General features: G+C 34.9%; 30 protein-coding genes. 26 read left to right on the forward strand and 4 right to left on the reverse strand.

Annotated features, from left to right (window positions below; all coding sequences use genetic code 11):
- From PQG54_RS11260 to PQG54_RS11285, 6 genes are all read left to right on the forward strand, one after another.
- Positions 1 to 240, forward strand: a 240-nt coding sequence (locus PQG54_RS11260) for a hypothetical protein (protein ID WP_271807726.1), incomplete at its 5' end; no start/stop codon positions are given.
- Positions 237 to 551 carry a hypothetical protein gene (locus PQG54_RS11265; RefSeq protein ID WP_271790682.1) on the forward strand — a complete coding sequence of 105 codons (315 nt, stop codon included), beginning with the start codon at positions 237 to 239 and terminating at the stop codon, positions 549 to 551. The genes PQG54_RS11260 and PQG54_RS11265, both read left to right, overlap by 4 nt.
- A gap of 3 nt (positions 552 to 554) precedes the next feature.
- The gene (gene ssb / locus PQG54_RS11270) at positions 555 to 998 is read left to right on the forward strand and encodes a single-stranded DNA-binding protein (protein WP_271790681.1); all 444 of its coding nucleotides are present in this window, start codon (positions 555 to 557) and stop codon (positions 996 to 998) included.
- A 13-nt stretch (positions 999 to 1,011) separates the two neighbouring features.
- Positions 1,012 to 1,539 (forward strand): hypothetical protein, encoded by a 528-nt coding sequence (locus PQG54_RS11275; RefSeq protein ID WP_271790680.1) that lies wholly within the window; start codon positions 1,012 to 1,014, stop codon positions 1,537 to 1,539.
- The gene (locus tag PQG54_RS11280; protein WP_271790679.1) at positions 1,523 to 2,092 is read left to right on the forward strand and encodes a hypothetical protein; all 570 of its coding nucleotides are present in this window, start codon (positions 1,523 to 1,525) and stop codon (positions 2,090 to 2,092) included. The genes PQG54_RS11275 and PQG54_RS11280 overlap by 17 nt, the downstream gene beginning before the upstream one ends.
- Before the next feature lie 356 nt (positions 2,093 to 2,448).
- Positions 2,449 to 2,868: a terminase small subunit-like protein gene (locus PQG54_RS11285; protein ID WP_271790678.1), complete on the forward strand. Its 420-nt coding sequence runs from the start codon at positions 2,449 to 2,451 to the stop codon at positions 2,866 to 2,868.
- A 305-nt stretch (positions 2,869 to 3,173) separates the two neighbouring features.
- On the opposite strand, the gene PQG54_RS11290 is transcribed toward PQG54_RS11285, so the two are convergent.
- Together PQG54_RS11290 and PQG54_RS11295 are read right to left on the reverse strand one after the other, a co-directional pair.
- The gene (locus tag PQG54_RS11290; protein ID WP_271790677.1) at positions 3,174 to 3,524 is read right to left on the reverse strand and encodes a hypothetical protein; all 351 of its coding nucleotides are present in this window, start codon (positions 3,522 to 3,524) and stop codon (positions 3,174 to 3,176) included.
- Between the two features lie 32 nt (positions 3,525 to 3,556).
- Positions 3,557 to 3,799 carry a hypothetical protein gene (locus PQG54_RS11295; RefSeq protein WP_271790676.1) on the reverse strand — a complete coding sequence of 81 codons (243 nt, stop codon included), beginning with the start codon at positions 3,797 to 3,799 and terminating at the stop codon, positions 3,557 to 3,559.
- A 327-nt stretch (positions 3,800 to 4,126) separates the two neighbouring features.
- Here PQG54_RS11295 and PQG54_RS11300 point away from each other — a divergent pair, with 327 nt between their 5' ends.
- From PQG54_RS11300 to PQG54_RS11375, 16 genes are all read left to right on the forward strand, one after another.
- Complete coding sequence (locus PQG54_RS11300; protein ID WP_271790675.1) at positions 4,127 to 5,416, forward strand: PBSX family phage terminase large subunit; 1,290 nt, start codon at positions 4,127 to 4,129, stop codon at positions 5,414 to 5,416.
- Positions 5,403 to 6,869 (forward strand): anti-CBASS protein Acb1 family protein, encoded by a 1,467-nt coding sequence (locus PQG54_RS11305; RefSeq protein ID WP_271790674.1) that lies wholly within the window; start codon positions 5,403 to 5,405, stop codon positions 6,867 to 6,869. Before PQG54_RS11300 ends, PQG54_RS11305 begins: the two co-directional genes overlap by 14 nt.
- A gap of 1 nt (position 6,870) precedes the next feature.
- Positions 6,871 to 7,683 carry a hypothetical protein gene (locus PQG54_RS11310; RefSeq protein WP_271790673.1) on the forward strand — a complete coding sequence of 271 codons (813 nt, stop codon included), beginning with the start codon at positions 6,871 to 6,873 and terminating at the stop codon, positions 7,681 to 7,683.
- Positions 7,676 to 9,625 carry an NUDIX hydrolase gene (locus tag PQG54_RS11315; protein WP_271790672.1) on the forward strand — a complete coding sequence of 650 codons (1,950 nt, stop codon included), beginning with the start codon at positions 7,676 to 7,678 and terminating at the stop codon, positions 9,623 to 9,625. Before PQG54_RS11310 ends, PQG54_RS11315 begins: the two co-directional genes overlap by 8 nt.
- Positions 9,626 to 9,647: 22 nt before the next feature.
- Positions 9,648 to 10,232, forward strand: a complete 585-nt coding sequence (locus PQG54_RS11320; RefSeq protein WP_271790671.1) for a hypothetical protein — start codon at positions 9,648 to 9,650, stop codon at positions 10,230 to 10,232.
- Positions 10,233 to 10,245: 13 nt separating this feature from the next.
- Positions 10,246 to 11,337, forward strand: a complete 1,092-nt coding sequence (locus PQG54_RS11325) for a major capsid family protein (RefSeq protein WP_271790670.1) — start codon at positions 10,246 to 10,248, stop codon at positions 11,335 to 11,337.
- Positions 11,338 to 11,393: 56 nt separating this feature from the next.
- Positions 11,394 to 11,897, forward strand: coding sequence for a hypothetical protein (locus PQG54_RS11330; protein WP_271790669.1), 504 nt, complete (start codon positions 11,394 to 11,396; stop codon positions 11,895 to 11,897).
- Entirely contained in the window at positions 11,878 to 12,372 is a 495-nt protein-coding gene (locus tag PQG54_RS11335; protein ID WP_271790668.1) for a hypothetical protein, read from the forward strand. The genes PQG54_RS11330 and PQG54_RS11335 overlap by 20 nt, the downstream gene beginning before the upstream one ends.
- Before the next feature lie 3 nt (positions 12,373 to 12,375).
- On the forward strand, positions 12,376 to 12,834 hold the full coding sequence (locus PQG54_RS11340; protein ID WP_271790667.1) for a hypothetical protein: 459 nt from the start codon (positions 12,376 to 12,378) through the stop codon (positions 12,832 to 12,834).
- Complete coding sequence (locus PQG54_RS11345; protein WP_271790666.1) at positions 12,831 to 13,775, forward strand: hypothetical protein; 945 nt, start codon at positions 12,831 to 12,833, stop codon at positions 13,773 to 13,775. The genes PQG54_RS11340 and PQG54_RS11345 overlap by 4 nt, the downstream gene beginning before the upstream one ends.
- Entirely contained in the window at positions 13,753 to 14,871 is a 1,119-nt protein-coding gene (locus PQG54_RS11350; protein ID WP_271790665.1) for a hypothetical protein, read from the forward strand. Before PQG54_RS11345 ends, PQG54_RS11350 begins: the two co-directional genes overlap by 23 nt.
- 14 nt (positions 14,872 to 14,885) lie before the next feature.
- Entirely contained in the window at positions 14,886 to 15,329 is a 444-nt protein-coding gene (locus PQG54_RS11355; protein ID WP_271790664.1) for a hypothetical protein, read from the forward strand.
- Complete coding sequence (locus PQG54_RS11360; RefSeq protein ID WP_271790663.1) at positions 15,329 to 15,886, forward strand: hypothetical protein; 558 nt, start codon at positions 15,329 to 15,331, stop codon at positions 15,884 to 15,886. Before PQG54_RS11355 ends, PQG54_RS11360 begins: the two co-directional genes overlap by 1 nt.
- A gap of 163 nt (positions 15,887 to 16,049) precedes the next feature.
- Complete coding sequence (locus PQG54_RS11365; protein WP_271790662.1) at positions 16,050 to 18,170, forward strand: lytic transglycosylase domain-containing protein; 2,121 nt, start codon at positions 16,050 to 16,052, stop codon at positions 18,168 to 18,170.
- The gene (locus PQG54_RS11370; protein WP_271790661.1) at positions 18,170 to 18,814 is read left to right on the forward strand and encodes a hypothetical protein; all 645 of its coding nucleotides are present in this window, start codon (positions 18,170 to 18,172) and stop codon (positions 18,812 to 18,814) included. The genes PQG54_RS11365 and PQG54_RS11370 overlap by 1 nt, the downstream gene beginning before the upstream one ends.
- 3 nt (positions 18,815 to 18,817) lie before the next feature.
- Entirely contained in the window at positions 18,818 to 19,120 is a 303-nt protein-coding gene (locus PQG54_RS11375; protein ID WP_271790660.1) for a phage baseplate plug family protein, read from the forward strand.
- Here PQG54_RS11375 and PQG54_RS11380 read toward each other — a convergent pair.
- On the reverse strand, positions 19,080 to 19,511 hold the full coding sequence (locus PQG54_RS11380) for a hypothetical protein (RefSeq protein ID WP_271790659.1): 432 nt from the start codon (positions 19,509 to 19,511) through the stop codon (positions 19,080 to 19,082). The genes PQG54_RS11375 and PQG54_RS11380 overlap by 41 nt on opposite strands.
- A 263-nt stretch (positions 19,512 to 19,774) precedes the next feature.
- Between PQG54_RS11380 and PQG54_RS11385 the strand changes: the two genes are divergently transcribed.
- The 4 genes from PQG54_RS11385 (at position 19,775) to PQG54_RS11400 (ending at position 23,569) form a co-directional block, all read left to right on the forward strand.
- A complete protein-coding gene (locus PQG54_RS11385; RefSeq protein WP_340163382.1) occupies positions 19,775 to 20,986 on the forward strand; it encodes an AAA family ATPase in 1,212 nt (403 codons plus the stop codon).
- Between the two features lie 25 nt (positions 20,987 to 21,011).
- Positions 21,012 to 21,629 carry an RloB family protein gene (locus PQG54_RS11390; RefSeq protein WP_271790657.1) on the forward strand — a complete coding sequence of 206 codons (618 nt, stop codon included), beginning with the start codon at positions 21,012 to 21,014 and terminating at the stop codon, positions 21,627 to 21,629.
- 76 nt (positions 21,630 to 21,705) lie between these two features.
- On the forward strand, positions 21,706 to 22,770 hold the full coding sequence (locus PQG54_RS11395) for a hypothetical protein (RefSeq protein WP_271790656.1): 1,065 nt from the start codon (positions 21,706 to 21,708) through the stop codon (positions 22,768 to 22,770).
- A gap of 106 nt (positions 22,771 to 22,876) precedes the next feature.
- Positions 22,877 to 23,569 (forward strand): tetratricopeptide repeat protein, encoded by a 693-nt coding sequence (locus PQG54_RS11400; RefSeq protein ID WP_271790655.1) that lies wholly within the window; start codon positions 22,877 to 22,879, stop codon positions 23,567 to 23,569.
- A gap of 118 nt (positions 23,570 to 23,687) precedes the next feature.
- On the opposite strand, the gene PQG54_RS11405 is transcribed toward PQG54_RS11400, so the two are convergent.
- Positions 23,688 to 23,954: a hypothetical protein gene (locus tag PQG54_RS11405; protein ID WP_271790654.1), complete on the reverse strand. Its 267-nt coding sequence runs from the start codon at positions 23,952 to 23,954 to the stop codon at positions 23,688 to 23,690.
- Between the last annotated feature and the right edge of the window lie 12 nt (positions 23,955 to 23,966).

The following is a 23,966-nucleotide window of genomic DNA, read 5'->3' on the forward strand; positions in this document are numbered from 1 at the left end:
TTAAACAAAGTTATTCAAGAGGCTATGGAAAATTATATACCTGCAAATCCTATGGAGATGAATAGCCAAGAGTTAATCAAAGTATTTACAGAGCAAATGAACCAAATCAACTATCCACAAATCAAATCCATTCTTCAAGATAAAATTAATACCATTCGTTCAGCGGCAAGACAGATAGAGGAATTGCGTAAGCTGGGTGTCGTTTTAATGGATAAAAAGAAACAAGGAGTATTCGCATGAAACAAGGCGCATCCTACGCAATCGAAGTCGTGGAAGACAATATGCAAGACGTTACCTTGGAAAGTATTCGCCAAGAACTAGGGGTATTAACGCCTTATCCTTGGTTTATCAGTAATACACATTTCCCAGACAAGGAAGTTTTATACAACAAATCAAACAAAATCATTATTTATTTTGCAACAGGTTTAGGGTGTATTTACCTAGAAAATTACAACACAAAACAACATTCGGCTTTAGATATTTTGCCTACTTTTTCAGTGAATGACATAGCACAACTTATCAATTTCAGACTTAAAAGAATGGTGGGTTAATCAATGGCAGGCAGTGTAAACAAAGTCATCCTTGTCGGTCGTCTTGGCAAAGACCCAGACGTTCGAACAACGCAAGCAGGGACTAAGGTTGTTAATTTGACGATGGCAACAAGCGAAAAATGGAAAGACAAGCAATCTGGAGAGTGGAAGGAAAACACCGAGTGGCATCGTGTGGTTATATTCAATGAACGTCTAGTAAACTTTGCAGAACAATATCTGACAAAGGGGCATAACGTCTATGTAGAAGGGCAATTGAAAACCCGCAAATGGACGGATCAACAAGGTGTAGAGAAATATACCACAGAGGTCGTCATTGATCGTTTCCGTGGGGAGTTGGTGTTATTGAGCAATAGAGATCAAGCTCAGACAGGATTGAATAATAACCAAGCCGGTTGGGAAAGCTCAACACCCAGTAAAAATAATCTCGATGATGAAATACCGTTTTAGGGGGATGTGAGCAATGGGAAAAGCCAAAAGAAAAGCGCAGCCACGCTATCCTCAAATTGTCCAAGAACATGGGCTGCAAGAACAATGGAACTCTAGACGGCTCGAAGTTGTTGAGGGGCAAGATGAGGAAAATCCTACACGAACGGTTGAGCGGTTGCGTGTTAAAGAAACTTACAATTCACTTAAAATGATTACTGATTATCAAAAGAAACTGGCATTACGATATGCTTTACTTGTGGAAAGGGCAGATGGTGCAACCCCTGATACCTTTGCAAACGTAAATCTTTGTAGTGTTAGGCGCAATATATGGGAGCCTACACATGCACAGTTTATGGCATATGAAAGCTTATTAAAAATAAGAAAATCAGTTGGATCGTATATGAGCGATATACTGGATTTAATAATCATGAAAAATATGGATTGCGCTCAAATAGCTGAATGTAAAGGTTTTAGTGCATATTACGTAGCTGGTGTCGTTATGTCGGCATTCATTAAATTAGAAGAGGCCTTTGAGGAGGTGGATAATGTTATTGCAAGATAGGATTGAAAATTATTGTAATACATTGAAATATCCTAGATCGATATTCATAGGTGAAGATAATAGGATATCTGGCACGTGGATTATGGGACAAAACTATCAGGTTAAATCAGGTTATTATGGTGGTTATCCTTCAGGATATCTAAGACGTATTAAGGCGTTATTCCCTGAGAAAAAAAACATATTGCATTTATTTTCAGGGAAGGTTGATCTGAATATTATTCCAGGAGATACAGTTGACCTTAATGCTGATAATAATCCGACTTTTGTTGACAATGCTCAAACATTGGGAAAGGTTCCTGTCACAAAATACGATTTAGTTTTAGCTGATCCGCCATACTCTATTGAAGATTGCGAGCGCTATAAAACGTCTATGGTTAAACGAAATAAGGTTATGAGGGCTTTGCAACGGTTAAGATGTGGAGCGCATGTCGTTTGGTTAGATCAGGTGTTGCCGATGTATTCAAAAGATTATTTCAAATTAATTGGCGTGATTGGTATGGTAAAGTCAACAAATCACAGATTTAGAGTGGTTACAATATTTGAAAAATTATAAAATTGCTTGCATCGATTTAATTCGTGTGTTAACGTAGTGTCATCATCAAAGAATTGCGTCATGATTACGACAGTCACTTGATGTTTATAAGAAATATACCAAACGTCCCAGTTAATACTCGGGGCGTTTTTTGTTGTGATGTAAAGTTAGCAGTGAAACAAGAACAATCCTTTTTAAAAGTTGGTGATGTCGTCAAGCATATAAGGAAAAAACCATATCCTACGATGAGAATTATAGAGATTGTACCTCCTGGATACTGTTTGTGTGAATGGTACAGCAAGCATTGGAAGAAATGGGAAAGAACTCTTTTTAAACCCGTCGAATTAGTTAAGAAGTAATTTTAAGTTAGTATAAAAATGGCTAGACCCACTAAATACTCAGAAGAGCTTGTAAATAAGATTTGTGAGCAAATAGCGAGGGGTAGTACTCTACTTAAAATATGTGAAAATGAACATATGCCAGGCTACTCGACTGTTATGACTTGGAAAAATGAAAGAAAAGGGTTTCAAGACAAATACGCGCGCGCGCGCGAAGATAGAGCTGATTTTCGATTTGATGAAATTGATCAAATTCTTTCAGAAGATATGAAAGATATGGTTGCTGTGCAACGAGCTAAATTAAAGATTGATGCAAAAAAATGGCAAATGTCTAAGGAAGCTCCTAAGAAGTATAGTGACAAAGTTGACCTTACCAGTTCCGACGGCACTATGTCGTCCGATCAAAGTATTACAGTTATTTTTGAAGATGCTAAGAAAAACAATTCCGAGAACTCGTAATTAACCAATAATTTCCGTTTAATATTATATCTCTGAGTTTACGGATAAAATCAACTGATTACGATATATGGACGTTTTAAGGATTGTTCGAATACGGCTAAAAGACCACCACCTCCCAAACCAAAACCGCTTCCTGGGGAAAGTAAATCTTTGATGCGTTATGAATATTCAATGGGTGATAAGGTTGTGTTATTTTTATTAAGACATCCTTATTCTTATTTATTGGCTTGAGCTTTTTTTGTTTCTTTGTAGTCCATAAGTAACACAACACATTTTGTAAAAATTAATCCTTTCGAAATATGATGTTACAATTCAAAACTTTGTTTTATTAACTTATTACAGTCATAAGCATTTTTATAAAACGTATTAATCGTTTCTATCACTTCTAATAAATAGCAAAAGATATCATCAATATTTTCTTTATTGATAGAGTATCGATTATAATCTTTGGGGTAACAAATCTGTAAGTATGCAGAGTCAGTTTTATTCTCATAATGATAAATCTCAATCCCAATTGAGAAATAAATATATAAAGGATCAAATTCCGTAAGCCCTTGAGGATCAAACAGAGGATATAGATAAGTTAATAAGTGTCCTTCATTGGTATCGTATTCTATATTGTTTTCTTCTAATTTAGATTTAACTAATTCTAACATGACAAGTTGTTCCTTGATAAAAATTTAAATAGTTACTTTGGATCGGCTGGTAAAAAACCATGCTCTTTCATTTCAGCAAGTAAATTTATAACAACAATCATTTCAGGATTTGTTCTGTGCTTACCTACAAGTTTTTTTTGCAATAAGGATAATGAATCCTTGTGTGATCTTCGATCACCATATTGCTGTAAAATACGGATAAAAGAGCTTTGGTTATACCCTAGATCATATATTGCATTTTTTAAGTCTTGACCTGTTTTGATATTGTATTTCATTCTAAAAAAACCTATAATTTAGGAGAGTGTCAGAGAGGCGAACCCCTCTGACTTCTCTTGATTAGTTATTTAGAAAAAGAGTAATTGTCAGTTTCTTCTTTTTCTTGGAAAGTGAAGTTCGTACCTTCACTTTCCTAACCATGAACAAGAGAGGTATTAAGATTACTAAGTAATCCATTTTACTCTCCTAATTTTGTTAAAGCGTTATTGCCTCAACACTTATATTTATACCGCAAATTGCGGTATTTTCAAAGTAATAAAGTGCATTTTTCCTCGGAATTTTGCACTTTTTTTATGTCTTTTTAGTAAAAGTATAATTCACAAGACGTGGTAGAAGTACAGATAGCCAAAGCATATCAGGATTTGTTTATACCTGCACGTTATAAGATGTTTTATGGTGGGCGTGGTGGGGCTAAATCTTGGGGGTTTGCCACTGCACTGATTATTATGGCAGCGCGAAAGAAATTAAGGGTCTTATGTGCTAGAGAGTTTCAAAAGTCGTTAAAAGATTCAGTTCATCAATTATTGTGCGATTCAATTGATAGATGTGGTTTAACTTATTTTTTTAAACCGCAAAATACAGAAATTATAGGAAGAAATGGTTCTGAATTTACTTTTATAGGTTTAGCAAGAAATATTGCATCCATGAAATCAGCTGAAGGATTCGATATTGTGTGGGTTGAAGAGGCTCAAACAATTAGTCAGAGAAGTATTGATTTTTTAAGACCAACCATTCGAAAAAGTAATTCTGAATTATGGTTCGGTTGGAATCCAGATGATGAAAATGACCCAATTCAACTATTAAAAAATAGTTTAGAAATAGATCAAGAACAAAAATCAATTATTAAAAAAGTGACCTGGCGTGATAATCCTTGGTTTCCTGAAGTATTAAATAAAGAAAGATTGCATTGTCTAAGAACAAATCCAGCTCAGTATAACCATATTTGGGAAGGTGACTTTATAACCTCTTTATCAGAGTTCTTTAAAGAAAAAGATTTGTTGATTGATGGGCAACCTATTGAGACCCCTGAATATATTAACTCTGTATTTGCGGTGATTGATACCACGCTCAAAGGTGGTGAAGGTAAAGATGGCACGGGTATTATATATCTTGGGTATAACCAATTTGATCCTGCTATTCCTTTAGTTATTCTTGATTGGGACTTGATGGAGTTAGAGGGAAACCTTTTATCTACATGGCTTAAAACCGTATATGAGCATATAGAAATACTTTCACAGGAAACCAAAGCAATACATGGAATAGCTGGTATTTTTATCGAAGATAAAGCTGTTGGTTCCATCTTATTGCAAGACGCAATTAGCGACCGCAGAGACGATGTTTTTGCAATCGATTCAAAGCTTACAGCTCTTGGTAAAGACAAAAGATGCATTTTAATTTCGGACGTTGTGAATAGTGGCAAAGTTAAAATAACTCAAAGAGCCTATAACAAAACAGTAATTTTCAGAAAAATATCAAGAAACCACCTAATGAAACAAATTTTATCATTTACGCCAGGCGATAAAGAGGCAGACAAAAGACAAGATGATTTACTAGATTGCTTTTCTTATGGCGTTGCTATTGGTTTAAAGGATTCGTTAAAAAATGTCAGAGAGTAACGCAAATAGTTATTGTGGTTCATTCCGTGCGTGTGGAACATTACAAGATAAAATAGGCAATCAATGTGAAAAAAACGGTCAATATGACGCAAAAAATCTATCTTATGAGTTGTGCAAAATTTTATACGTTTACCATCCGCTAGGTAAAAGACTCATTGAAATTCCCGTTAATTTATCTTTAAACAAAAAGAGAATTATAAAACTTCAAAATGATTATTCCGCCGAATTAATAGATCAATTCGAAAAAAAATGGCAAGAATTAAAAATAACACAAAATATTAAAAGACTGGCTATCACGTCACGTCTTTACGGTATAGGTGCATTATTTTTAAAAATAAAAGGTATTAAAGACACTGAATTATTAGACAAAAATCAAAAACTAGAGAATTACGAAATTCATCCTGTTGTCTATGATGCTATGAACATAGCAGGCACGGCATCGAATAATCACAACATAGATTCTATTGATTTTTTACAATTATCAGAAATTGTCAGAGGTGGTGAGGCTCTAGCAAAAGACCGATCTTGCATTTTATCAAATGGCGACCCTATCTATATCGAATATATTGAATCTGCATATGGTTATGGTGGAAGAAGTATTTTTCAAAACTGTTTTGATTTGATGTATTCGTATTTGAGTATTATTCATGCGGATAATGCTGTGGCTAAAAAAGTCGCTACCTTAATTATTAAATTAAATCAGGTTGGCAGTGCTAATCGGGTTCAAGAGGGGGCTTCTGCACAAAAAAGGCAAATGCTTGCCACGGCGGGAAATGGTGACGTTGTTTCTATGGCCGTTGGGGAAGAAGCAGAAACCTTGTCTATGATGAACGTAGATCAAGCACTGGACACAGCCCGCCGTCATATTATCGAAGATATAGCAAATGCAGTTGATTTGCCCGTTATTTTATTAAATGGTCAAAAGTTTTCTGGTGGCTTTGGTGAGGGAACGGAAGACGCAAAAAACATTGCACAGCACGTAGACGCAATTCGCGAATGGTTAGAACCTGTATTTAATTTCTGTGATGATTTCGTGATGGATTTGGCGTGGAATTTTGATTTTATTGATGCATTGAACAATGAGAATTCACAGTTTTACGATAAAACTTTGTTACCTGAAGAAAAGCAAAAAAAATACAATATTTTTATTCAAGAATTAAAAGCTACGTTTTCCTATGAATTTCCATCTTTTTTAACTGAAACACAATCGCAGATTATAGAAAGTGACAATAAAAAACTAATGTCAATAATGGAGGTGTTTAAAAACACATATCCGCTCGTTGATGTGGATACCAAGGTTAAATTGATTTGTTGGGTTTTGGATAGCGTCAATGAATTAAAGGGGATTAGCGATATTAAGATCGATTATGACCCTGAAAAAATAATGGGAAATATCAATGAAAACGGATTGAACAATTTAAATGATTTGATCGATTCACAGTTGAGCAATTAAAATGACCTTACATAAGAAAATCCTATTTTTTTTAAAAAAGGTTCAAAATGAGGCTAGTCGCGTCGAAGTAATCACACAGCCAATGCTTTCATCATGGCAAGACGAATTAAAAGACCTATTAAATGAAAATAATACGGTTGTCGATGTTAACCTTATACAAGAGCATCTTTCTAAAATCGTAAATAGGCAAGTTACAAGAAAAGTATTAAATAAAAATTTTAAAGGAAGTAACTTATCGTTTACGCAAAATAAATTATCAAATTTTGCGAAAAAATATTTAAATGAAAGAATATTATTTTCTGTTTCTTTAATAAAAGACAATAGAGAAAGCCAAGTTAAAAAGACTTTACAGCGTTTTAATGGTTGGGTTTCTGCGGTTCCTACTGATGGAATTACCAAAGCAAAAGAAAGCCTTAGGGAGGCGGTAAGAGCTATATTAAAACCACTAGTTCAAAGGCCATTTGAAGAAAGACGGGTTTTAATCGACCAAGGTCATAAATTATCTGCGTCTATTAATGATGCGATTGCGCTTGATAACAACGTGATTGCGGTTAAATGGAATAGCCACTGGCATGAATTAAATTACCATTACCGCCAAGATCATAAAGAACGGGATAAAAAACTTTTCTTTTATAAAGATAATTATTTTGTTCAAAACGGATTTATTAAAAAAACGGACATTCTTTATATAAACGATGTTGATGGCTTTGGACAAAAACCATTTTGTCGATGTTATGGCACTTATTATTGTTCGCTAATGGACATCCCCAAAGAATACTTAACGAAAAAAGGGATGGATTTTGTAAATGGTTGATTATGTATCATGTGCTTTGATTAAGGTTGGCAAATCCGTTCTTTTGGTAAAGCGTCAAGACAATAATCGTTGGAGTTTCCCTGGGGGGCATAAAGAAAATTCTGAAAGCCCAGTTGAAACGGCTATTCGAGAAACAAAAGAAGAAACGGGCATAACTCTTAACATTCCCGTTGAAGATTCAATTTGTAATATATGGCTTGGCGATAAGTTTATTTCATTTGTTCCGTTTCGTTTGTCTGAATTGGAAACCGTAGAAATTGACACAACCGAGTTAACGGATGCCAAATTATTCCCCATGAACGATTTGCCTGATGATTGTATGGATACAGTCTATCAAGTTATGCAATGGAATAGATCGGATGAACAGGAGATCGCAAGGGATATTGCAAGAGGTGAATTAGCATCTCCACAATATCTTGATGGAAATTATCTGTTTGATATGCGTTTAACAGGCACGGGAATTGCCACGCGTAATTTAAAAAATGATCAAGAAGAAATTACTTATCGAGATCCCAAGAAGTTTTTAACTAAGAAATTTCTTGATCTGTGTAATGGGGTACGGGTGGTTTTTGATCATCCTGAAAAAAACGGTGTTGATACAGAGTTTTTGAGAAACCGACAAGTCGGCACTGTGATTTTGCCTTATGTTTTTGATCAAGAAGTGTGGGCAATTGTTAAAATTGCGAGCCCGCTTTTTTCACAAATGTTAATGCAAACAATTTATTCCACAAGTCCATCTGTTACTAATCGCTATAAAAATAACCCTGTTTATTATGAAAAAAATAAGCGGGCATTATATGAAAATAGCCCCTACGTAGTGGATCATTTGGCGATTGTAGAAAATGGGGTGTGGGATAAGGATGGCAAGGTTCCCGCTGGGATTTCAACGCCGTTAAATAAGTTTATTAAAAAAAGGGAAAAAATTATCATGTCTGATGAATTGGATAAAAGATACGAAGAGTTGATGGCAAAAGCGGATAAATCTCGCAAAGATGCTGCAGCTAAAAAAGATTCTGGCGGTGCTTTTCTTGCAGAAAGCAAAAAGAAATACGAAGATGAATTGGAATTCTACAAAGAGCGCGTTGAATCTGGCGAAGTGACCGATGAAGACAAAGAATATTTAGATCGGGCGAAAAAGCAATATGAAGATGCTTTAAAGTCAACAAATCCTGAAAAGTCTTTGGAAGACCGCCGTAAAGCACACAAAGACAGTTGCGCTGCGCCTACTACTGTGAAGCAAGATGCAACGCGTAAAAATGACGACCAAGACCGTATCGTTACTTGCGATCAAATGGAAAAAATGTTTACTGATCTCGGCAATAAAATTGGCGAGCATATTTCAAAAGCATTAACCTCGAAAGAAACACCAAAACCAAATAATGACGGCGAAGGTTCTGGTGATGGCGATGAGAATAAACCATCTGAAGACGAAAAAAAAAACGACGGGTCAGAACCACTTAAACAAGACGAAGAACCTCCGCGAGAAGGCAAGCCTCTGGATGAAAAAACTGTGGCTGCTATGATCGATAGCGGATTGATGGGCAAAGAATTGTCCGAAGAAGACCGGGAAAAAGTAAGCGACTGTCAAATGCAATTTGAACGCGTTTACAAGTTACATAATAAAACCCCACCACGCCCACTACCAACTGAAACACCTGAATTATTCGCTATGCGTGCGCTTAAAGGGGTTATTCAACATTCTCAAAAATGGAATGCTGTTGGTATGGATACGATTCGTAAAGATAGTAAGATTCTTGATGTTGCCGTCCCTGAAGTTATTCAAGACGCTGAAAAAGCTGCAACCGCAAGCATAAGTCAAGCTGGTCAAATTCGCTACATTGAAGAACGTAATGGTGGCAGCACAACAAGAACACCAACAGGTGATCCATCTGTATTTTTTCGACAATTTGCAGCACCTGATCGCGCAGCGTTAATCAATTAATTTTAATAGGGAATTATAAAGAATGACTACACCTTTTGGCACAACCGTTGCACAAAATTCCTTCCAGACGGATAGTACTGGATTTATTCAAGGAATGATGGCAGTTGATCCCGCGGCAAGAAATAATCTAGTTGCAGGGCGTATTAAGCCTGACGATAACAACGTTTATTATGGTGGATTGCCTATTATTGAAAATGTTGCCGAATTAAAACCATCTGGAACTCCAGTTATTCAATTGGCGACTGCGATTGCAGATATTATTGGTTTTACAGTTTTTAATCAAACAAATAACTTATTTTTATTCGGTGCAAATACTGTTCCTGTTACACACAACGGTGGAACAATTAACTTTTTACGTTTTGGAAGTAATGCGCGCATTGCGTTGCCTTGCGATTCTGCTTTGAGAAAATATCTCAACACCCCAGTAAGTCAAGCATATGTCTCATGGGATTTTACAAAAAATCAATTAATTGCAGGAAGTGAATCAAGCAATATTCCTGTTCGATTACTTGATATGAATTTTCAAAGTAATGTTGTGGCGGTTGATAGTGCCACTCAAAATGTAACCTGGAACACACAAGGCACTTGTGCTTTAGTTCTACTATAAGGAAAAATAAAAAATGGCTGTATCCGCCCCCGCACGGTTTCAATTAAATCCAAATTTTCAAGATCCAAGACCAGTTGTTGATTTATTCCAACGATCAGGGGCTATGAAAGTTTTACCTGATGGACACCCCAAGTCTGGCATTAATTTTACTGATAAAATGGTTTATGTTAATCGCCTTACGCTTAAAACTCAAAATTCAATTTCTCAAGACTCACAAAACCAGCTTGTTGGTGCTGATATTATTATGTCGCAAATGCAAACTGCAGTCTATTTGTTGCAAGTTGCAGTTTCCTACAATCGACATGAAGCAGGTGCCGTCTCTAATTATGGCGTTTCTTTACCGCAGGCTTATTCTTTGGGATTAAACCAGTCTATTTATAACCAGTTGCGCCACTTGCTACTTTATGGGTTCCAACCTGAATTTGGTGAAGGGTTGTTGAATGCTCCTGGTATTAAAAAAACGGTTTTACCTCCTGATGAAAATAATACAAAAGACATTAAAAATATGATTTCCGGTCATATTTCTACGGTTATTTTGAACGAAATTCAAGACATTATAAGTCGCACACAACAAAGCGGTATGAAAAATGTTATTACAATTCTTGCCCCGCAACGCGTATTAAATTTATTTGCCTTTGCTAAAATAGTTAACCTTGCTACATTCCAGTTGGCAGGAAGCGGAACGGCAACAATCAAAGGTCAATTAGATGCTGTATTAAAAGACAATGATACAGTTCTTTTATGGCAATACGATGATACATTGGAAAGTAAAGGCGACAATAGCACTGATGCTGTCATTATTACCCTTCGCCAATTAGATTTATCCGGGCAAGATGTCTATGCTAATACTAATATATTCGCTGATAGCATAACTCATAATGATGCTTGTAACGCAATGTATACAGATTTACCAGCACCGTTGGAAATTATTTCACCACTACCAGGTGGGGCAACTCATTTGCAAAAAGAGCTTAGTGCGACTTCTGGGTGGGCACTTCGTCCCGAAGCTACTACCGTTCTCTCTGTGGCTGTTGATGTAGATACAACCACATTATTTACACCGCCTGCAAACACCAATACAACAAGTTCGAAAAAGGCTGCTTAACATTAATTAAATCCCATTCTTAAAATGAGTGGGTTTTATAACTGAAAGATTAAATTATGGCTACATTATTTATTGCAAATGTTCGGCATCAAAATTTTTCTTATATTTTTAATGTAAAAGGTTCTGGTCGGGGAATGACACATCGCTTGGAATTAGAACCATTTACGCAAAAATTAGTATGGAAAGAGGCAGATGAAGAATCTTTATTGTATCTTTTAGATCAAATCCATCATTATGGTTTTAAAACATTTGAAGAGGCGATGGGGTGTGAACATTTTGATGGATACGCCTATCAATTTGGACGTCCTTTTACTGTTTCCCAAGGTAATAAAATTGGTGAAATGGACGAAATGAAATTACATTTTAATAAAAGTCTGCAAAGAGTAGGCGAGATAAGAAGAAAAGAAGCTTTGTTTGATGCCGGAAGTAATTTATTAAGACGCGCAAAACCTTCTGACTTATCTTTGTTAAGTGAACATCCTAAGAATTTTGGGCTTACTATCCAACAAAAAAGCAATGAATATGACAATGGCGGTATTCATGAAAAATACGGATTGTAAGTGCGATGAACCAACTTTTGAAAAGTTTTTAACATTCGTAAAATCATGTGATCTCGGTATTAATAAATTAACTGATCAGAATTCTTTTCAATATCGGATATTATTGGCAAATTATAAATTTGCATTACACGCTGTGCCTTGTGCTTTATTACAAATCGATCTTTATTTGTATGAACAAGTCATTTATAATTATGCCTTGCATGTTTACATTACGCTTTGCTTTGATAGTGGTTTTGATAATTTTATCGACCAAGAAAAGCTTAAAAAAATGGGTATTTTATCCAATTCAAATTGGCGTAATGGCGTTATTCAATCGACTTATGATAATGGAACGGGTGTGTCGTTTGTTACCCCTGATTTCTATAAGAATATGTCATTAAATGACTTTGATTTATTACGCACACCCTTTGGTCGTTTTGTTGAAGGTATATTGCAACAATTAGGTTCTGTGTGGGGATTGACAAGGAGCTGTTAAGTTATGCTTAAAGCTATCAATCTTGGCGTTATTAATTTTTCTTATTCTGATGGGGCGCATCAAACGACTGGTAATGTTGCAGGTATTTTAGAAAAAAAATACGAAATATTAACTAATTTTGTACAAGCGCATGAAGATGAAATTGCCAAGTTATTAACAACAGCTATGGAAAACGTTGTTAAAGAGCATATTCAAACTGGCAAGGTTAATAAAAGTTCATTTAATACAGCTTTTAGCAAAATTGGCAATGAGATGAAGCGTTTCCTAAGCACGCAAGAAGTGGAAAAAATGGGAATTGCTGGGGTTCCAACGAAAGCAGCCTCGGACGGTGTTTCTCATCGTTTTAAACGCAAACGAAAAGGTGTTGCCAGAGGCAAAACAAGATATAGAGCAAGAAGACCGTCATTTATTGATACGGGGCAAATGGAAAGTTCCTATATCGTTTGGGGTGATTTTAAATGAGCGAGTATGGCAACGCTATACAGTCTGGATTAGACGTTATGCGTTTAGACCAGAAACTGGATATAAGTTACTATCAAAAAACTATTTTACCGTATGATGGTTTTGTCTTTTGGGTAAAAATGCGAAAAAAGACATCTATTGATGCAATGATTCATTATACAGATGAATTGAAACACGAAGACCAGTCTTTTTACAATGACGCTAATTTAATCATTACAACAAAAGAATATTTGTTTGATTTTTTCCAAAATGACCTCGAAATATTGCCAGTTTTTGATTATGAAGGAAAACAATATGCCATTCGGCGCAGTGGTCAGAACACTCAACATGCTACTATTTTTCATAACTTTGCACGAATTATTGAACCACAATTTCAAAGTCTTTTTTTAAATAACAAAAAGGATTTTACAAGAAAAACTGTTCAGTTTAGTAATTCAATTTCGCGGTTTATTTTATTAGCTAATGGTTATTTTGATTTAGTGAAAATCCCGTATGAAATATACCCTGAATGGTTAGTTCCTTTTAATAAAAAACCTCCATATATCACAATCGGGATATCTGAAACTGAGGCATTAAATGTCGGCCATAAACGGACTATGGTTGAGGGTAAAGAGACATTTATTAACCCAGCCAAGGATCATATAGAGCTTAATTTATATGGGCTAGACAATCATGAAGCTATTAATTTTTTGGCAACCTTAGAAAAGTGGTCTTTGATTTACCAGCAAATAGGTTTTTTAAATATCCCTAGGGTTACAGACTTACACAATACCCAAAATGAAATTGGATCTCTTTCTCAAAAAAAGGTGATTGAGATTGAAGTTTTTTATTATCAAAGTGCCAATATAGATGAAGCTCTATTAGACCGCATGATTGATGAAGTTTTAATAAATATGAATGATAACGATAGGGAAAAAGATGTTCTCAGATGTAAGCGGTAACGATGTCGTAAGCATTTCTGTCACCCGAAATACTATTGGGCTAAACGAAAATGTACAACAGCAAGCCATGATTTTTGGATATAAAGCACTTAAACTTGGTTGTGATTCTCAAAATAATGAGGCGACAGTATATAGCCTTAGTGATTTACAACAATATCTTATTGATGAAGATACTGATGAGCGTCAGCAACTAATTAATACGGTAACAGGATGGTTCTCGCAAGGTAATCGTAGCGTTAAAGTATGTGATCTTGGCAATGTAACGGCTGATACTATCAATGATTTAGATCAATATTGTTATATTGCTATTTCAGGTTATAATTGGGAAAATATTGCTACACAAAAGAATATTTTGTTAAATACTGCCACTCAACAGTTAAATACCCCCGATAAAGCGTGTTATATAGTAGGATCATTAGCATTTGATCAATTTAATACCAATACCAAAGATAGACTGGTTGGATATAAGTCACTATTTACCATTGGAAATAAATCCTTATCAAGTAATAGCCAAATGGCAGCTGGTGCGGTGGGATATGAATTAAGTAATTATAGCCCTTCATCATATAACAAGGTCAATCCGATGACCTATCGTTATCTTTACAGTGCTTTGCCATTAAGCGATGAGGATAAACGTTTAAATCAACAGTTGATTAATGATTACTATACTAATTGCTTAGTCTCACCACCTCGTAATACAACGAATGCTAAAAGTTTACTTTTTCCTGGCAGCTTGACCGATGGTAATGATTTTACTTATTGGTATGGCATTGATTATATACGTTTTATCTTGGTTGACACAATTACCAATTTATTAATCTCTGCATCAAATAGCAGTATTAACCCACTATATTATAACCAACAAGGGATTAATCGTATTAAAGATGCAGTTAATAATACTCTAGCAAATTGTGCTGCTTACGGAATTATAGAAAATAATTATATTGTTACAACTATTGATTTCCCCAACTATGTCACTCAAAACTCTGGCGATTATAAAGCAGGAATTTATGGTGGGATTACATTCGAGGTCCAGCCCTTAAAAGCAATGAAAAAAATTAGATTCAATATGAACGTTTCAGATTTAATCAATTAATATGGAGAAAAATAATGGCTGTAACGCCTGTTGAATTAAATGGCATTAATCGCCTACTCGCCACGATGAATTTTTTGTCTAATAGCAATTTAAATATTTCTCCTACTGATTTATCAGAAGAAGGTATTGAGATTAGGGCAGAGGAGGAAGCTGTAACTCCTTTACGGGGCATGACGGGTTTTGTAAATTCTCCAAAACCATATTGGGGGTTAAGATCAACGGTTCATATTTTAAAATCTTCCCCTGCGGTTAGCGCTTGGCTAGATGCAACTAAGCAAAATGCTACCATTGGCAGAGTAGTTGTGTATCCTGATAGTACTATGATGGGGACATTTGAATTACATCAATGCTCTATTCAAACGTTTGGAACGGTTAATTTGAATGGAAGCACTGCTTTTATTCCATTTGAATTGTTTGGTTCACAAGTTATCAATAAAATCATATGGGATGAAGCATAATGTTTTTTGACAAGAATTTTAATCTAATTGAACACATCACAGATGATATTGAAGTCTGTTTTAAGCCCATTACAAGGGCTTTTTTTAAACGCTATTACAAGCCTTTTTCTGATTTGGCGGGTCGTCTAAATGTCCAAATGGCCGAGAATGGTGGGGCTTTAATTCAGCAAACTGCTATTCTTGATTTGGAAGATGTCATACGTAAGCAGTTTGGAGATGATTATCAAACCCATTTTAACGGGATCATCTCTGAAATAGAACGTACAATTTTGGTTAGTATTGCTTCACGTGACAAAGAAGCCATTCCTTTTTCAGTAGCTAAAAAAGAGAAGCTCATTGACGAAGATGACTGTGATTTGATTTTAAATACAATAATTTTTTTTTCGTGTCTCTTGCTTGGGATACTCCCGAAAAACGATGCAGGCTTGAAGTTTTTTCTGGAGCAGTCATCGATACATTCGACATCGTTAAGCTATACGGAATGGCGGAAATCATCCGCGACATCGAAAACCGCAGAGACTACAGAAAAGAAGAAGAAAACTTCTATACCTACGTAATGAATAAAATTACTGAGGATAATTTTGAAATCTTTAATTTTTATTTATCAAAGTATGGAGGAATGAAAAACAAATACGACTGTGCAGAGCATTTCAGGCAACGTTATAATATAACGTTTTGAGGTAAGTCACTGATTGAGTGGCTTTTTTTATTGGGGAAACCATGGCAAATATACCTATCGTAAAAATTGGAACAGACTTTAAAAGCTTTTCTAAATTTACAAAAAGTTTTTCTAATTTTAAAAAGCGAGCTGAGAAGCCTCAAAATATTGGCTTTAAAGTTGATAAAAGCTCTATTGCTTTATTAAAAAGTATCGCTGGTGACTTACGTGTAATCTCTCAAATACAAATAGGAATTATTTCCAAGTCAAAGCGTTTCCAAGATGTGTTTAAGTCAGTGCAGCTACAACCCCCTGTAATTGATGGAACAGCCACGGACAAAACAGATCATAAGAAAGTATCTAGCTTCTCAAATGTCATTTCAAAGATTGCTCGATCTTTAAAATCCGTCAGTGCATCAGGCGTTAAACGTGGTTTGGCATTTGGTGCAAGGGCAATACCACAACCTGTAAAGGATAAATGGGGAGTATTTTCAAATAAGGTTTCTAGTGTTTCCAAAAGAATAAAAGAAAATCCACTTGTTGCCAAAAGCTCGGCTGTATTTGTTGATGCAATTAAAAAATTGACATCTGTAATGGCGAAGTTAACCGCTTTTTCAATAAGAACAGGTGGAACCGTCTTAGGAAGTGGCATTGGAAAACTATTTGGCGCGTTAAAAGCCATTCCTATTGTGGGGGGATTGGCTTTAGGAGCTGTAACAGGGTCTTTGTTTGGCATCGGTGGTGCAACAAATAGGGCAACGGGTTTACGCACTCAGGCACGCAATACGGGGCTTACTACTGGGCAAGTATTAGCTGGTAAGAATGTATTAGACCCTTATATTGATTTTAATGGCTGGGCGCAGCAAATTGCTCAGGAAAAGACATCTATCAGTAGTGCGAATACCTTTCAACAATTAGGTGTAGGGCAAAATGCATCTACCTCTGACATTCTTGTTGCTAAGATGCGTAAGGCTGCTGAGATTGCTAAAGAATATGATAGCCAAGGACATGGCAATCTTTTGGATAGTAATCCGTTTTTAAAGCAATTTGGGATTTCTGCTGTTGATGCTCAAGCTCTGGGGAAGTTATCTCCTAAAGAATTAGAACAAAAGATAGCGCAATATCAAAAACAAAGTAATAATCTTAATCAAGATGATAGCACAAACAAAAAATTACAGGATTTAAATACTAATCTTGGGATTACATCGGATTTAATTAAGAATAAATTTGCTGCTGCTATTGCCTCTATTGCACCTCAAATTGAGAAGTTAGCAACTTTTTTCCAAAACTTACTAAATAATATATTTGATCCAAAAACTTTTAAAAATATTAGCGATTTATTTCAAGGCGGAGCAAAAAAACTAGGAGAGTTTTTAAAGGATTTCAATGGGATTGGCTCATTATTTGGGATTTTAAAGGGAATATTTACGGATTATTTACTTGCTCCTTTGGGTAAATTGATCAAAGAATATATGATAGAGCCCTTAAAGGACGTTCTGACCCAGTTTTTAATTGTCCCTTTGACTAATCTTTTTAAAAGTTTGAATCCGTTTGGCGGTGGTGGTAATCCATCCATTCAAAAAACAGCTTATAAAACTCAAGATTTTGGCCCATTACTTCAACAGCCAGAATGGAAGACTTTACCTGGCGGAATAGCCAATGACAATGAATCCTCTGGTGAATGGAAAAAGAATCAATATTTAAATTGGGCTAATCAAAAAAGAGGTCTTCCTCCCAAATTCTTTCAAGCCCTGCGTCAACTTGAGTCTGGCGGAAATGATTTAGCGGAAAATTCAAAAAGTTCTGCCAAGGGAGCTTTTCAAATGACGAAGGCTGCACGTAAAGATTTTAAGGTAAATAATCCTTTTAACTTTTATGAAAGCGCTGATGGAGCAGGTAGATATATTGATGAAGCACATCGAAGATTTAAAGATATTCGTAAAGATATCGTTTCTTACCATTGGGGTATGGGTAATTTAGAAAAACATACAAAACAGTATGGAGCAAATTGGGAAGCAAATTTACCTAAGTCTGAGAAAGAGTATTTAAGGAAATTTGAGCAAATATTAATTCAATTACAACGCCAACAACCTCAGCAGGTTGATATTAATATTAATAACAATACAGCTGCTTCGCCTGTTGTCAATGCAGGCATGGCATCAAAAAGAACGACTCAATTATAATGTTTTATGATCTATATAAACTGGCATTTGAAACGTCTCCTATTTTATTGACAGGTGGGGTTGCCGAATTGGCTGGCGGTGTTTTGCCAATTATTGCGATAAGCGAAGGATTAAATCTTGGTATTAACGCTTTATTGGGAAATTTTGAAGGGGTAATGGAAAGCACAAGGTTTTTTAGTTTTAAACCAAGTGCGGGTGGTTCGGTAATTCAAAATACGGTCGGCATGTATCCATTTTTAAACCAAGCCACCGCTGCGAATACGATTATAACAGAACCTTTACATTTTTCTCTAACAGCTTATTGCCCTGTTGACAGTAATAAAAAACCTTTTGATAGGCTGGTAAAGTTTGAAACCATTGTTAATGCCTTAACCTATCATAACAATAATGGAGGATTATATACCGTATTAACGCCGTCTTATATTTATAGGGACTGTTTCTTAACCAATGTTGTTGATTTGCAATCTGGTGTTGATGATAGTGGTCAATCACAAGTAACATGGCGGTTTGATTTCATAAAACCGCTGATATCTGAGGAAAAAACCAAGCAGGTGTTAACTAGTTTTCTAAATAAGACCAAAGGTGGGAACGTTACCCAAGCCAGTTGGGGTTCCTTTGGAAATAGTCTAAAGTTTTGGGAGTAAAAAATGGCAGATGTAAAATATGCATTTTTACCGACTAATAATAATTCGCCACCTTTCCAAGCAACGATCTATATGGATGGTAGTGGATATATTTTAAAAGTATGGTTCAATATTTATTCACAACGATGGTATTTTTCTTTGTATGATTTCAATCAAACGGTCATTAAAACAGCCCCATTGATCTCTTCAACAGCTACTCATGACATTAATTTAACTTTCAATCTTTTTACACGAAATAGCTTGGTTTTTAGGGAAGATATAGGGTTTATTCTGGTCCGAGATATTGTGGATCTTCTACAATTTTAAATGAATGCAACATTTGTTGTCCACTGAAACGATTTACAAATATTTTTGGTTCTATTCCTTTAACATGTATTGTAAAAGTTAATTTAGTTGGATCATCAAAATTTTCTTCGATGGGTTTGTCACTTGTTATATAGTAGGTTGTATCACTATTGCCATATACAACGTGTATTATAACTTCCTTTGGTGATAACCATTGTGCTTTTGGCTCGTAAAGATTTAATCGATAACAATTTCCGACTACATTGTTAGGATTTCCTAGTTTACGGTTGGCTAAAATAGGCTCAACTTCTTCGAACGATTTACATTGCTTATCTATATTTTTTGCATATCCCGACGTAGGGAGGAGTAATATTGAGAATATAGATCCACAAACAAGCAATAATTTCTTCATAACAACACTCCTTTTTCGTAACGATAGGAGAGATTGTGGGCGTTGGCAAGAGGGCATTTGACGTCGTTTTGCAATGGCGAATAAAAGCAAATTTGTTTGTAAGAGATTTTTTCTCTTATAAACAAGATTAAAATATTGTATAATATACGAATTATTATTAAGTATATTATTATAAATTTATTTTATTTTGTTTGGTTTTACCTATGATTATTGATTTTACGTTTGAAAATTTTACATCGTTTCGAGATGAGGTGTCTTTCTCTATGATGAAGACACTTGAACGTCAACATGCTAATCATATTGTAAAAGCACCATATGGTCTGAAATTATTACCCATTGCAGCTATTTTTGGTGCAAACGCTTCAGGTAAAAGTAATTTTATTAGAGCATTAAAAGTAATGAGAAGTATGGTTGTTAACAATGAAAAAAGTTCTATTCCTTTCATGTTGGACGATGATTATGGTAACAAAGAAATTAACTTCACAATTAAGTTATTAAGTAAAGGTTATGTATATGAATACAGTTTCTCTATCTTAAAAAAAAATATACAAGAGGAATATCTAAAAAAAAATAGTCCTACCGAAGAATTACTTTTATTTCATCGAAAAAATGGAAAAATACAATTAGATGCTATTCAAAACAGCGATATTAAAAATCGTTTAAATGTTCAATATGATGGAACTGATGAAAAGCAATTATTTTTGAATAATGCTTACTTTCAAAATAAAAATCATAATGCTAAAGAACTTCAACATTTTAAAAATATCTACGACTGGTTTAACAAATTGGTTATTATTGAAGCAGGGTCACAGGCAGTAACCAACCCTTTCGGTGATATTTTATATGAGAAAACAAATGCGCTTATTCCCTTGTTTGATTTAGGATTTGAAAAAGGGGAGGTATTAAGGAAAGAAATTACTGATCCGGATATTTTGAAGCAATTAAAAGATTTCTTTGAGACAGATAATATTAATGCCATTCAATTAAATGACTTGGTCAATAGTGGACATTTTTTTGAAGAGAAAGATGGTAAATTTTTTTCTTCCAAAATTTTATTATCTTTTAGAGCGGGTGAAAAAGAAACAAAATTACCATGGATGTTGGCATCAGATGGTTCTAAACGAATTATTCAGTTATCTCCGATATTGCACGTCTTAATAGAACATGATGCAGTAGTTGTAATTGATGAACTTGATCGTAGCTTACACACCCTATTAGCTCGCCGTTTTATTGAAAAATTTTTAGAAGATTGTTCTTCTGATAGACGGTCACAGCTTATTTTTACGACGCATGACGTAACGCTAATGGATCAAGATATTTTTCGTCGGGACGAATTATGGATTGTTGAACGAACAAACGAACATGTATCTAAAATGTTCTCTCTTATCGAATATAAAGATATCCGTAATGATAAAGATATTCGCAGATCTTATCTAAATGGTCGTTTTGGTGGTATACCAAAGATATTATTGTAATGCATTGATGGTAGTATAGTATTATATGGCTAGATTTCAAAATAAAAGAAAGACCGCAAATCGTGAATATCGAAAGACATTTCATATATTGTGGGAAGGACGTGTTACAGAAAAAGAGTATTTTGAATGGATCGGTAGGAAGACAGGGATCGTTATACGTAGCATTAAAAAGTCAAACGATGATACTACTTCATGCAAGAAGCTATTAAATTTAGCCGAAAAGTATTTAGTAAATCACAAAGATGATATAAAGAGAGGTGACGAGATTTGGATTATTATCGATCAGGATAATCGCAATGAAACAGATCCTTATTTAGATCAATTAATAGGATGGCAAGATCCCACCCGTAAATATTTTGTGGCTGTTAGTGATCCTAAATTTGAGTATTGGCTATTACTACATTTTGAGTGTGCTAATAATTTGTCTGATGCACAGAATTGTTGCGATCGTCTTGAACAATGCTGTCAAAAGCAAGATGCTAAATATAAATTAAGTAAGAAATTTCCTAGTCATTTTTATACATTAGATAAAGTTGAGAGTGCCATTTGTAATGCAAAAAAACGTAATCGTTGTAAAAATGAAGACGATCCATTCTATACCGATGTGTATTTATTAGTTGAAAAAATTATAGGTAATTCTTAGTAATTTTAAGGATTTAAATAGTTTATTCATTACTTACCAAGCCACCCAATGCGGTGGCTTTTTTATTGGGAAAATCATGCGTTATTATCGAATTGAAATTGCGGACACGCCTACCGTAGATGCGGGATTGGATGATAATGGCAATCCTATTACTTATAAAGATGTAGGCAATACCCCGTTATATGTTTACAGCAGTCATTTACCGAATGGGCAAATGAACCCTGGGGCGTTAAATGTGACGTTTAATATTTCTATTTCTTTTTTACATAACAGCGCCAATGTAGGATCCTTTGTTCAAATCCAAGGGCTGCCGTTAAGTTTGCTTTCCCAAGCGTATGATTTAAGAAAAAAGCATATTCGTATTTTTGGCGGGATGACAAAAAATTATGGTATGGATAAAGATAATATAGGGCTGTTATTAAACGGTATTATTGTTGCCCCTTATGGAAACTGGGAAGGCAGCAATCAAACGTTATCTTTTTATATCATTCCATCTACATTTGTGGATCAAAAGTCAATTATGATGCCTTGGGCAAAAGATCAAAAATTAAGTGAAGCGATTAAATCCGCATTAATAACATCTTTTCCAAAACATAGGGTAGTTGTAGATATTCGACCCGCAAATGATGTAAAGGCATTAAAAGCACAAGGCGCAGAGGGTAAAAATATAGAAACATTCGCTATCGCATTAAATCAACAAAAAGATGTATATAAAATGACATCTGCCATCAATATGTATGTTCATGATAATACGATCTATGTGACGGATCACCCATTAGGTAAAAAAATACAACTTGAAACGAAAGATATGGTTGGACAACCAACATGGTCAGATAATAATGATATTACTGTTTCTTTGGTTCTGCGACCAGACATTAATATCAACGATATTGTGGTTTTCCCAAAGGAAAGCGCTATATTAGGGGTAATTAAGCCATCAAATAATATTGCAGATTCTTACTTTAATCGTGGTTTAAATGCCGATATTAAAAACAAACCAATCTTTCAAGGGGAATATATGGTTTTATCGGTTCAGCCTGTTGCAAATTATAAATCTCCATCTCCTCAAGATTGGATTACATTTTTAACCTTGTCTACGATCAACGCGGAAGACAATGTGCTGGTTGAAAGGGTAATCTAATATAGAAATGGGAGGTGTTTATTAATATGTATTAATAGTAGTTGCTATATAAGAATGTTTTATTAATAATAAGCAATTATTTTATATTTAAAAAGGTTCTTATGAAATGAAACTGATTAAATGTTCACTACTGTTAATTGTTGGGCTTTCTCTTTTTATACCTAAAGTGTTTGCCGATAATCTCGATAACGTGCCTCTTGCAACGCTAAAGCAGAGGATGAATCATGGTGATACAGATGCTGAAACTAAATATTACACGATCACAGGAAAAAAATATAAAAACAAACCATTAACTCAACTAGAGGAAATGGCTAACCAAGGTGATGGGGATGCAGCGGCTCAACTTGCGTCTAAATACGAATTTGGTATGGATGGAGCGTCTAAAGATCCAGAAAAAGCATTAGAATGGTATAAGAAGTCTGTTAATCTAGGGTTTGAAGAGTCTTTGATGAATGTAGCTAATTTTTATCTTGATGGCAAAGTTGTTCCGCAAGATGTAAATAAGGCTATTAAATTATATGAGCAGGTTGCTAATAAGGGTAGTTTACGTGCTTATAACTTTTTAGGTGTGCTTTATTCGCAAAACAAATATGGCATTGAAGATTTTTTTAAATCAAAAGAATGGTTCGAAAAAGCAGCTAATCTTGGCAGTGGATTTGCATTGTTTAATCTTGGGTCTTATTATGAAAATGGTATAGGAACGTTACAAGACAAAGAAAAAGCCAAAGAATATTATAAACAGGCTTGTTTAAAGAAAGAACAAGCTGGGTGTTCTGGATATAAACGATTAAACAATTAATTCTCTGATAAGGCCACTAATTTGTGGCTTTTTTTGTGTCTTATGTCAGAAAGGCGTTGGCAAGGGGTTATTTGTTGTGGTGTTGTGCGGGCGATGGCGGGAGATGATTAATTAATTGCTATTTATTTTTTGCGTTTACATCTTTAAACCATTGTTCTTGTTTTTTTTGTGTTTCGTAATCCTGCTTCATTACATCTGATAAGTGGGGATCCGGATACTCACCTGTTCCCAGTTTATATTGTCTTTCTGGAGGAGTGCTACTATACCATTTTTGCTCATCAGATAATCTTTCTAATGATGTTTTGCCAACACTAGCCCAATCTATATCGGTGCAGCTTGTTAAGCCTAAAGATAACAAGATTAATAAGAAAAAAAATAATTTCATGTTTTAACCGGT

Source organism: Commensalibacter communis (assembly GCF_947179015.1).
In the GTDB taxonomy this organism is placed as follows: domain Bacteria; phylum Pseudomonadota; class Alphaproteobacteria; order Acetobacterales; family Acetobacteraceae; genus Commensalibacter; species Commensalibacter communis.

Bases quoted from the DNA above. Each gene is read 5' to 3' on its own strand.
- PQG54_RS11265 (WP_271790682.1), top strand. From the start codon at position 237: ATGAAACAAGGCGCATCCTACGCAATCGAAGTCGTGGAAGACAATATG.
- ssb (WP_271790681.1), top strand. From the start codon at position 555: ATGGCAGGCAGTGTAAACAAAGTCATCCTTGTCGGTCGTCTTGGCAAA.
- PQG54_RS11275 (WP_271790680.1), top strand. From the start codon at position 1,012: ATGGGAAAAGCCAAAAGAAAAGCGCAGCCACGCTATCCTCAAATTGTC.
- PQG54_RS11280 (WP_271790679.1), top strand. From the start codon at position 1,523: ATGTTATTGCAAGATAGGATTGAAAATTATTGTAATACATTGAAATAT.
- PQG54_RS11285 (WP_271790678.1), top strand. From the start codon at position 2,449: ATGGCTAGACCCACTAAATACTCAGAAGAGCTTGTAAATAAGATTTGT.
- PQG54_RS11290 (WP_271790677.1), bottom strand. From the start codon at position 3,524: ATGTTAGAATTAGTTAAATCTAAATTAGAAGAAAACAATATAGAATAC.
- PQG54_RS11295 (WP_271790676.1), bottom strand. From the start codon at position 3,799: ATGAAATACAATATCAAAACAGGTCAAGACTTAAAAAATGCAATATAT.
- PQG54_RS11305 (WP_271790674.1), top strand. From the start codon at position 5,403: ATGTCAGAGAGTAACGCAAATAGTTATTGTGGTTCATTCCGTGCGTGT.
- PQG54_RS11310 (WP_271790673.1), top strand. From the start codon at position 6,871: ATGACCTTACATAAGAAAATCCTATTTTTTTTAAAAAAGGTTCAAAAT.
- PQG54_RS11315 (WP_271790672.1), top strand. From the start codon at position 7,676: ATGGTTGATTATGTATCATGTGCTTTGATTAAGGTTGGCAAATCCGTT.
- PQG54_RS11320 (WP_271790671.1), top strand. From the start codon at position 9,648: ATGACTACACCTTTTGGCACAACCGTTGCACAAAATTCCTTCCAGACG.
- PQG54_RS11325 (WP_271790670.1), top strand. From the start codon at position 10,246: ATGGCTGTATCCGCCCCCGCACGGTTTCAATTAAATCCAAATTTTCAA.
- PQG54_RS11330 (WP_271790669.1), top strand. From the start codon at position 11,394: ATGGCTACATTATTTATTGCAAATGTTCGGCATCAAAATTTTTCTTAT.
- PQG54_RS11335 (WP_271790668.1), top strand. From the start codon at position 11,878: ATGAAAAATACGGATTGTAAGTGCGATGAACCAACTTTTGAAAAGTTT.
- PQG54_RS11340 (WP_271790667.1), top strand. From the start codon at position 12,376: ATGCTTAAAGCTATCAATCTTGGCGTTATTAATTTTTCTTATTCTGAT.
- PQG54_RS11345 (WP_271790666.1), top strand. From the start codon at position 12,831: ATGAGCGAGTATGGCAACGCTATACAGTCTGGATTAGACGTTATGCGT.
- PQG54_RS11350 (WP_271790665.1), top strand. From the start codon at position 13,753: ATGTTCTCAGATGTAAGCGGTAACGATGTCGTAAGCATTTCTGTCACC.
- PQG54_RS11355 (WP_271790664.1), top strand. From the start codon at position 14,886: ATGGCTGTAACGCCTGTTGAATTAAATGGCATTAATCGCCTACTCGCC.
- PQG54_RS11360 (WP_271790663.1), top strand. From the start codon at position 15,329: ATGTTTTTTGACAAGAATTTTAATCTAATTGAACACATCACAGATGAT.
- PQG54_RS11365 (WP_271790662.1), top strand. From the start codon at position 16,050: ATGGCAAATATACCTATCGTAAAAATTGGAACAGACTTTAAAAGCTTT.
- PQG54_RS11370 (WP_271790661.1), top strand. From the start codon at position 18,170: ATGTTTTATGATCTATATAAACTGGCATTTGAAACGTCTCCTATTTTA.
- PQG54_RS11375 (WP_271790660.1), top strand. From the start codon at position 18,818: ATGGCAGATGTAAAATATGCATTTTTACCGACTAATAATAATTCGCCA.
- PQG54_RS11380 (WP_271790659.1), bottom strand. From the start codon at position 19,511: ATGAAGAAATTATTGCTTGTTTGTGGATCTATATTCTCAATATTACTC.
- PQG54_RS11385 (WP_340163382.1), top strand. From the start codon at position 19,775: ATGATGAAGACACTTGAACGTCAACATGCTAATCATATTGTAAAAGCA.
- PQG54_RS11390 (WP_271790657.1), top strand. From the start codon at position 21,012: ATGGCTAGATTTCAAAATAAAAGAAAGACCGCAAATCGTGAATATCGA.
- PQG54_RS11395 (WP_271790656.1), top strand. From the start codon at position 21,706: ATGCGTTATTATCGAATTGAAATTGCGGACACGCCTACCGTAGATGCG.
- PQG54_RS11400 (WP_271790655.1), top strand. From the start codon at position 22,877: ATGAAACTGATTAAATGTTCACTACTGTTAATTGTTGGGCTTTCTCTT.
- PQG54_RS11405 (WP_271790654.1), bottom strand. From the start codon at position 23,954: ATGAAATTATTTTTTTTCTTATTAATCTTGTTATCTTTAGGCTTAACA.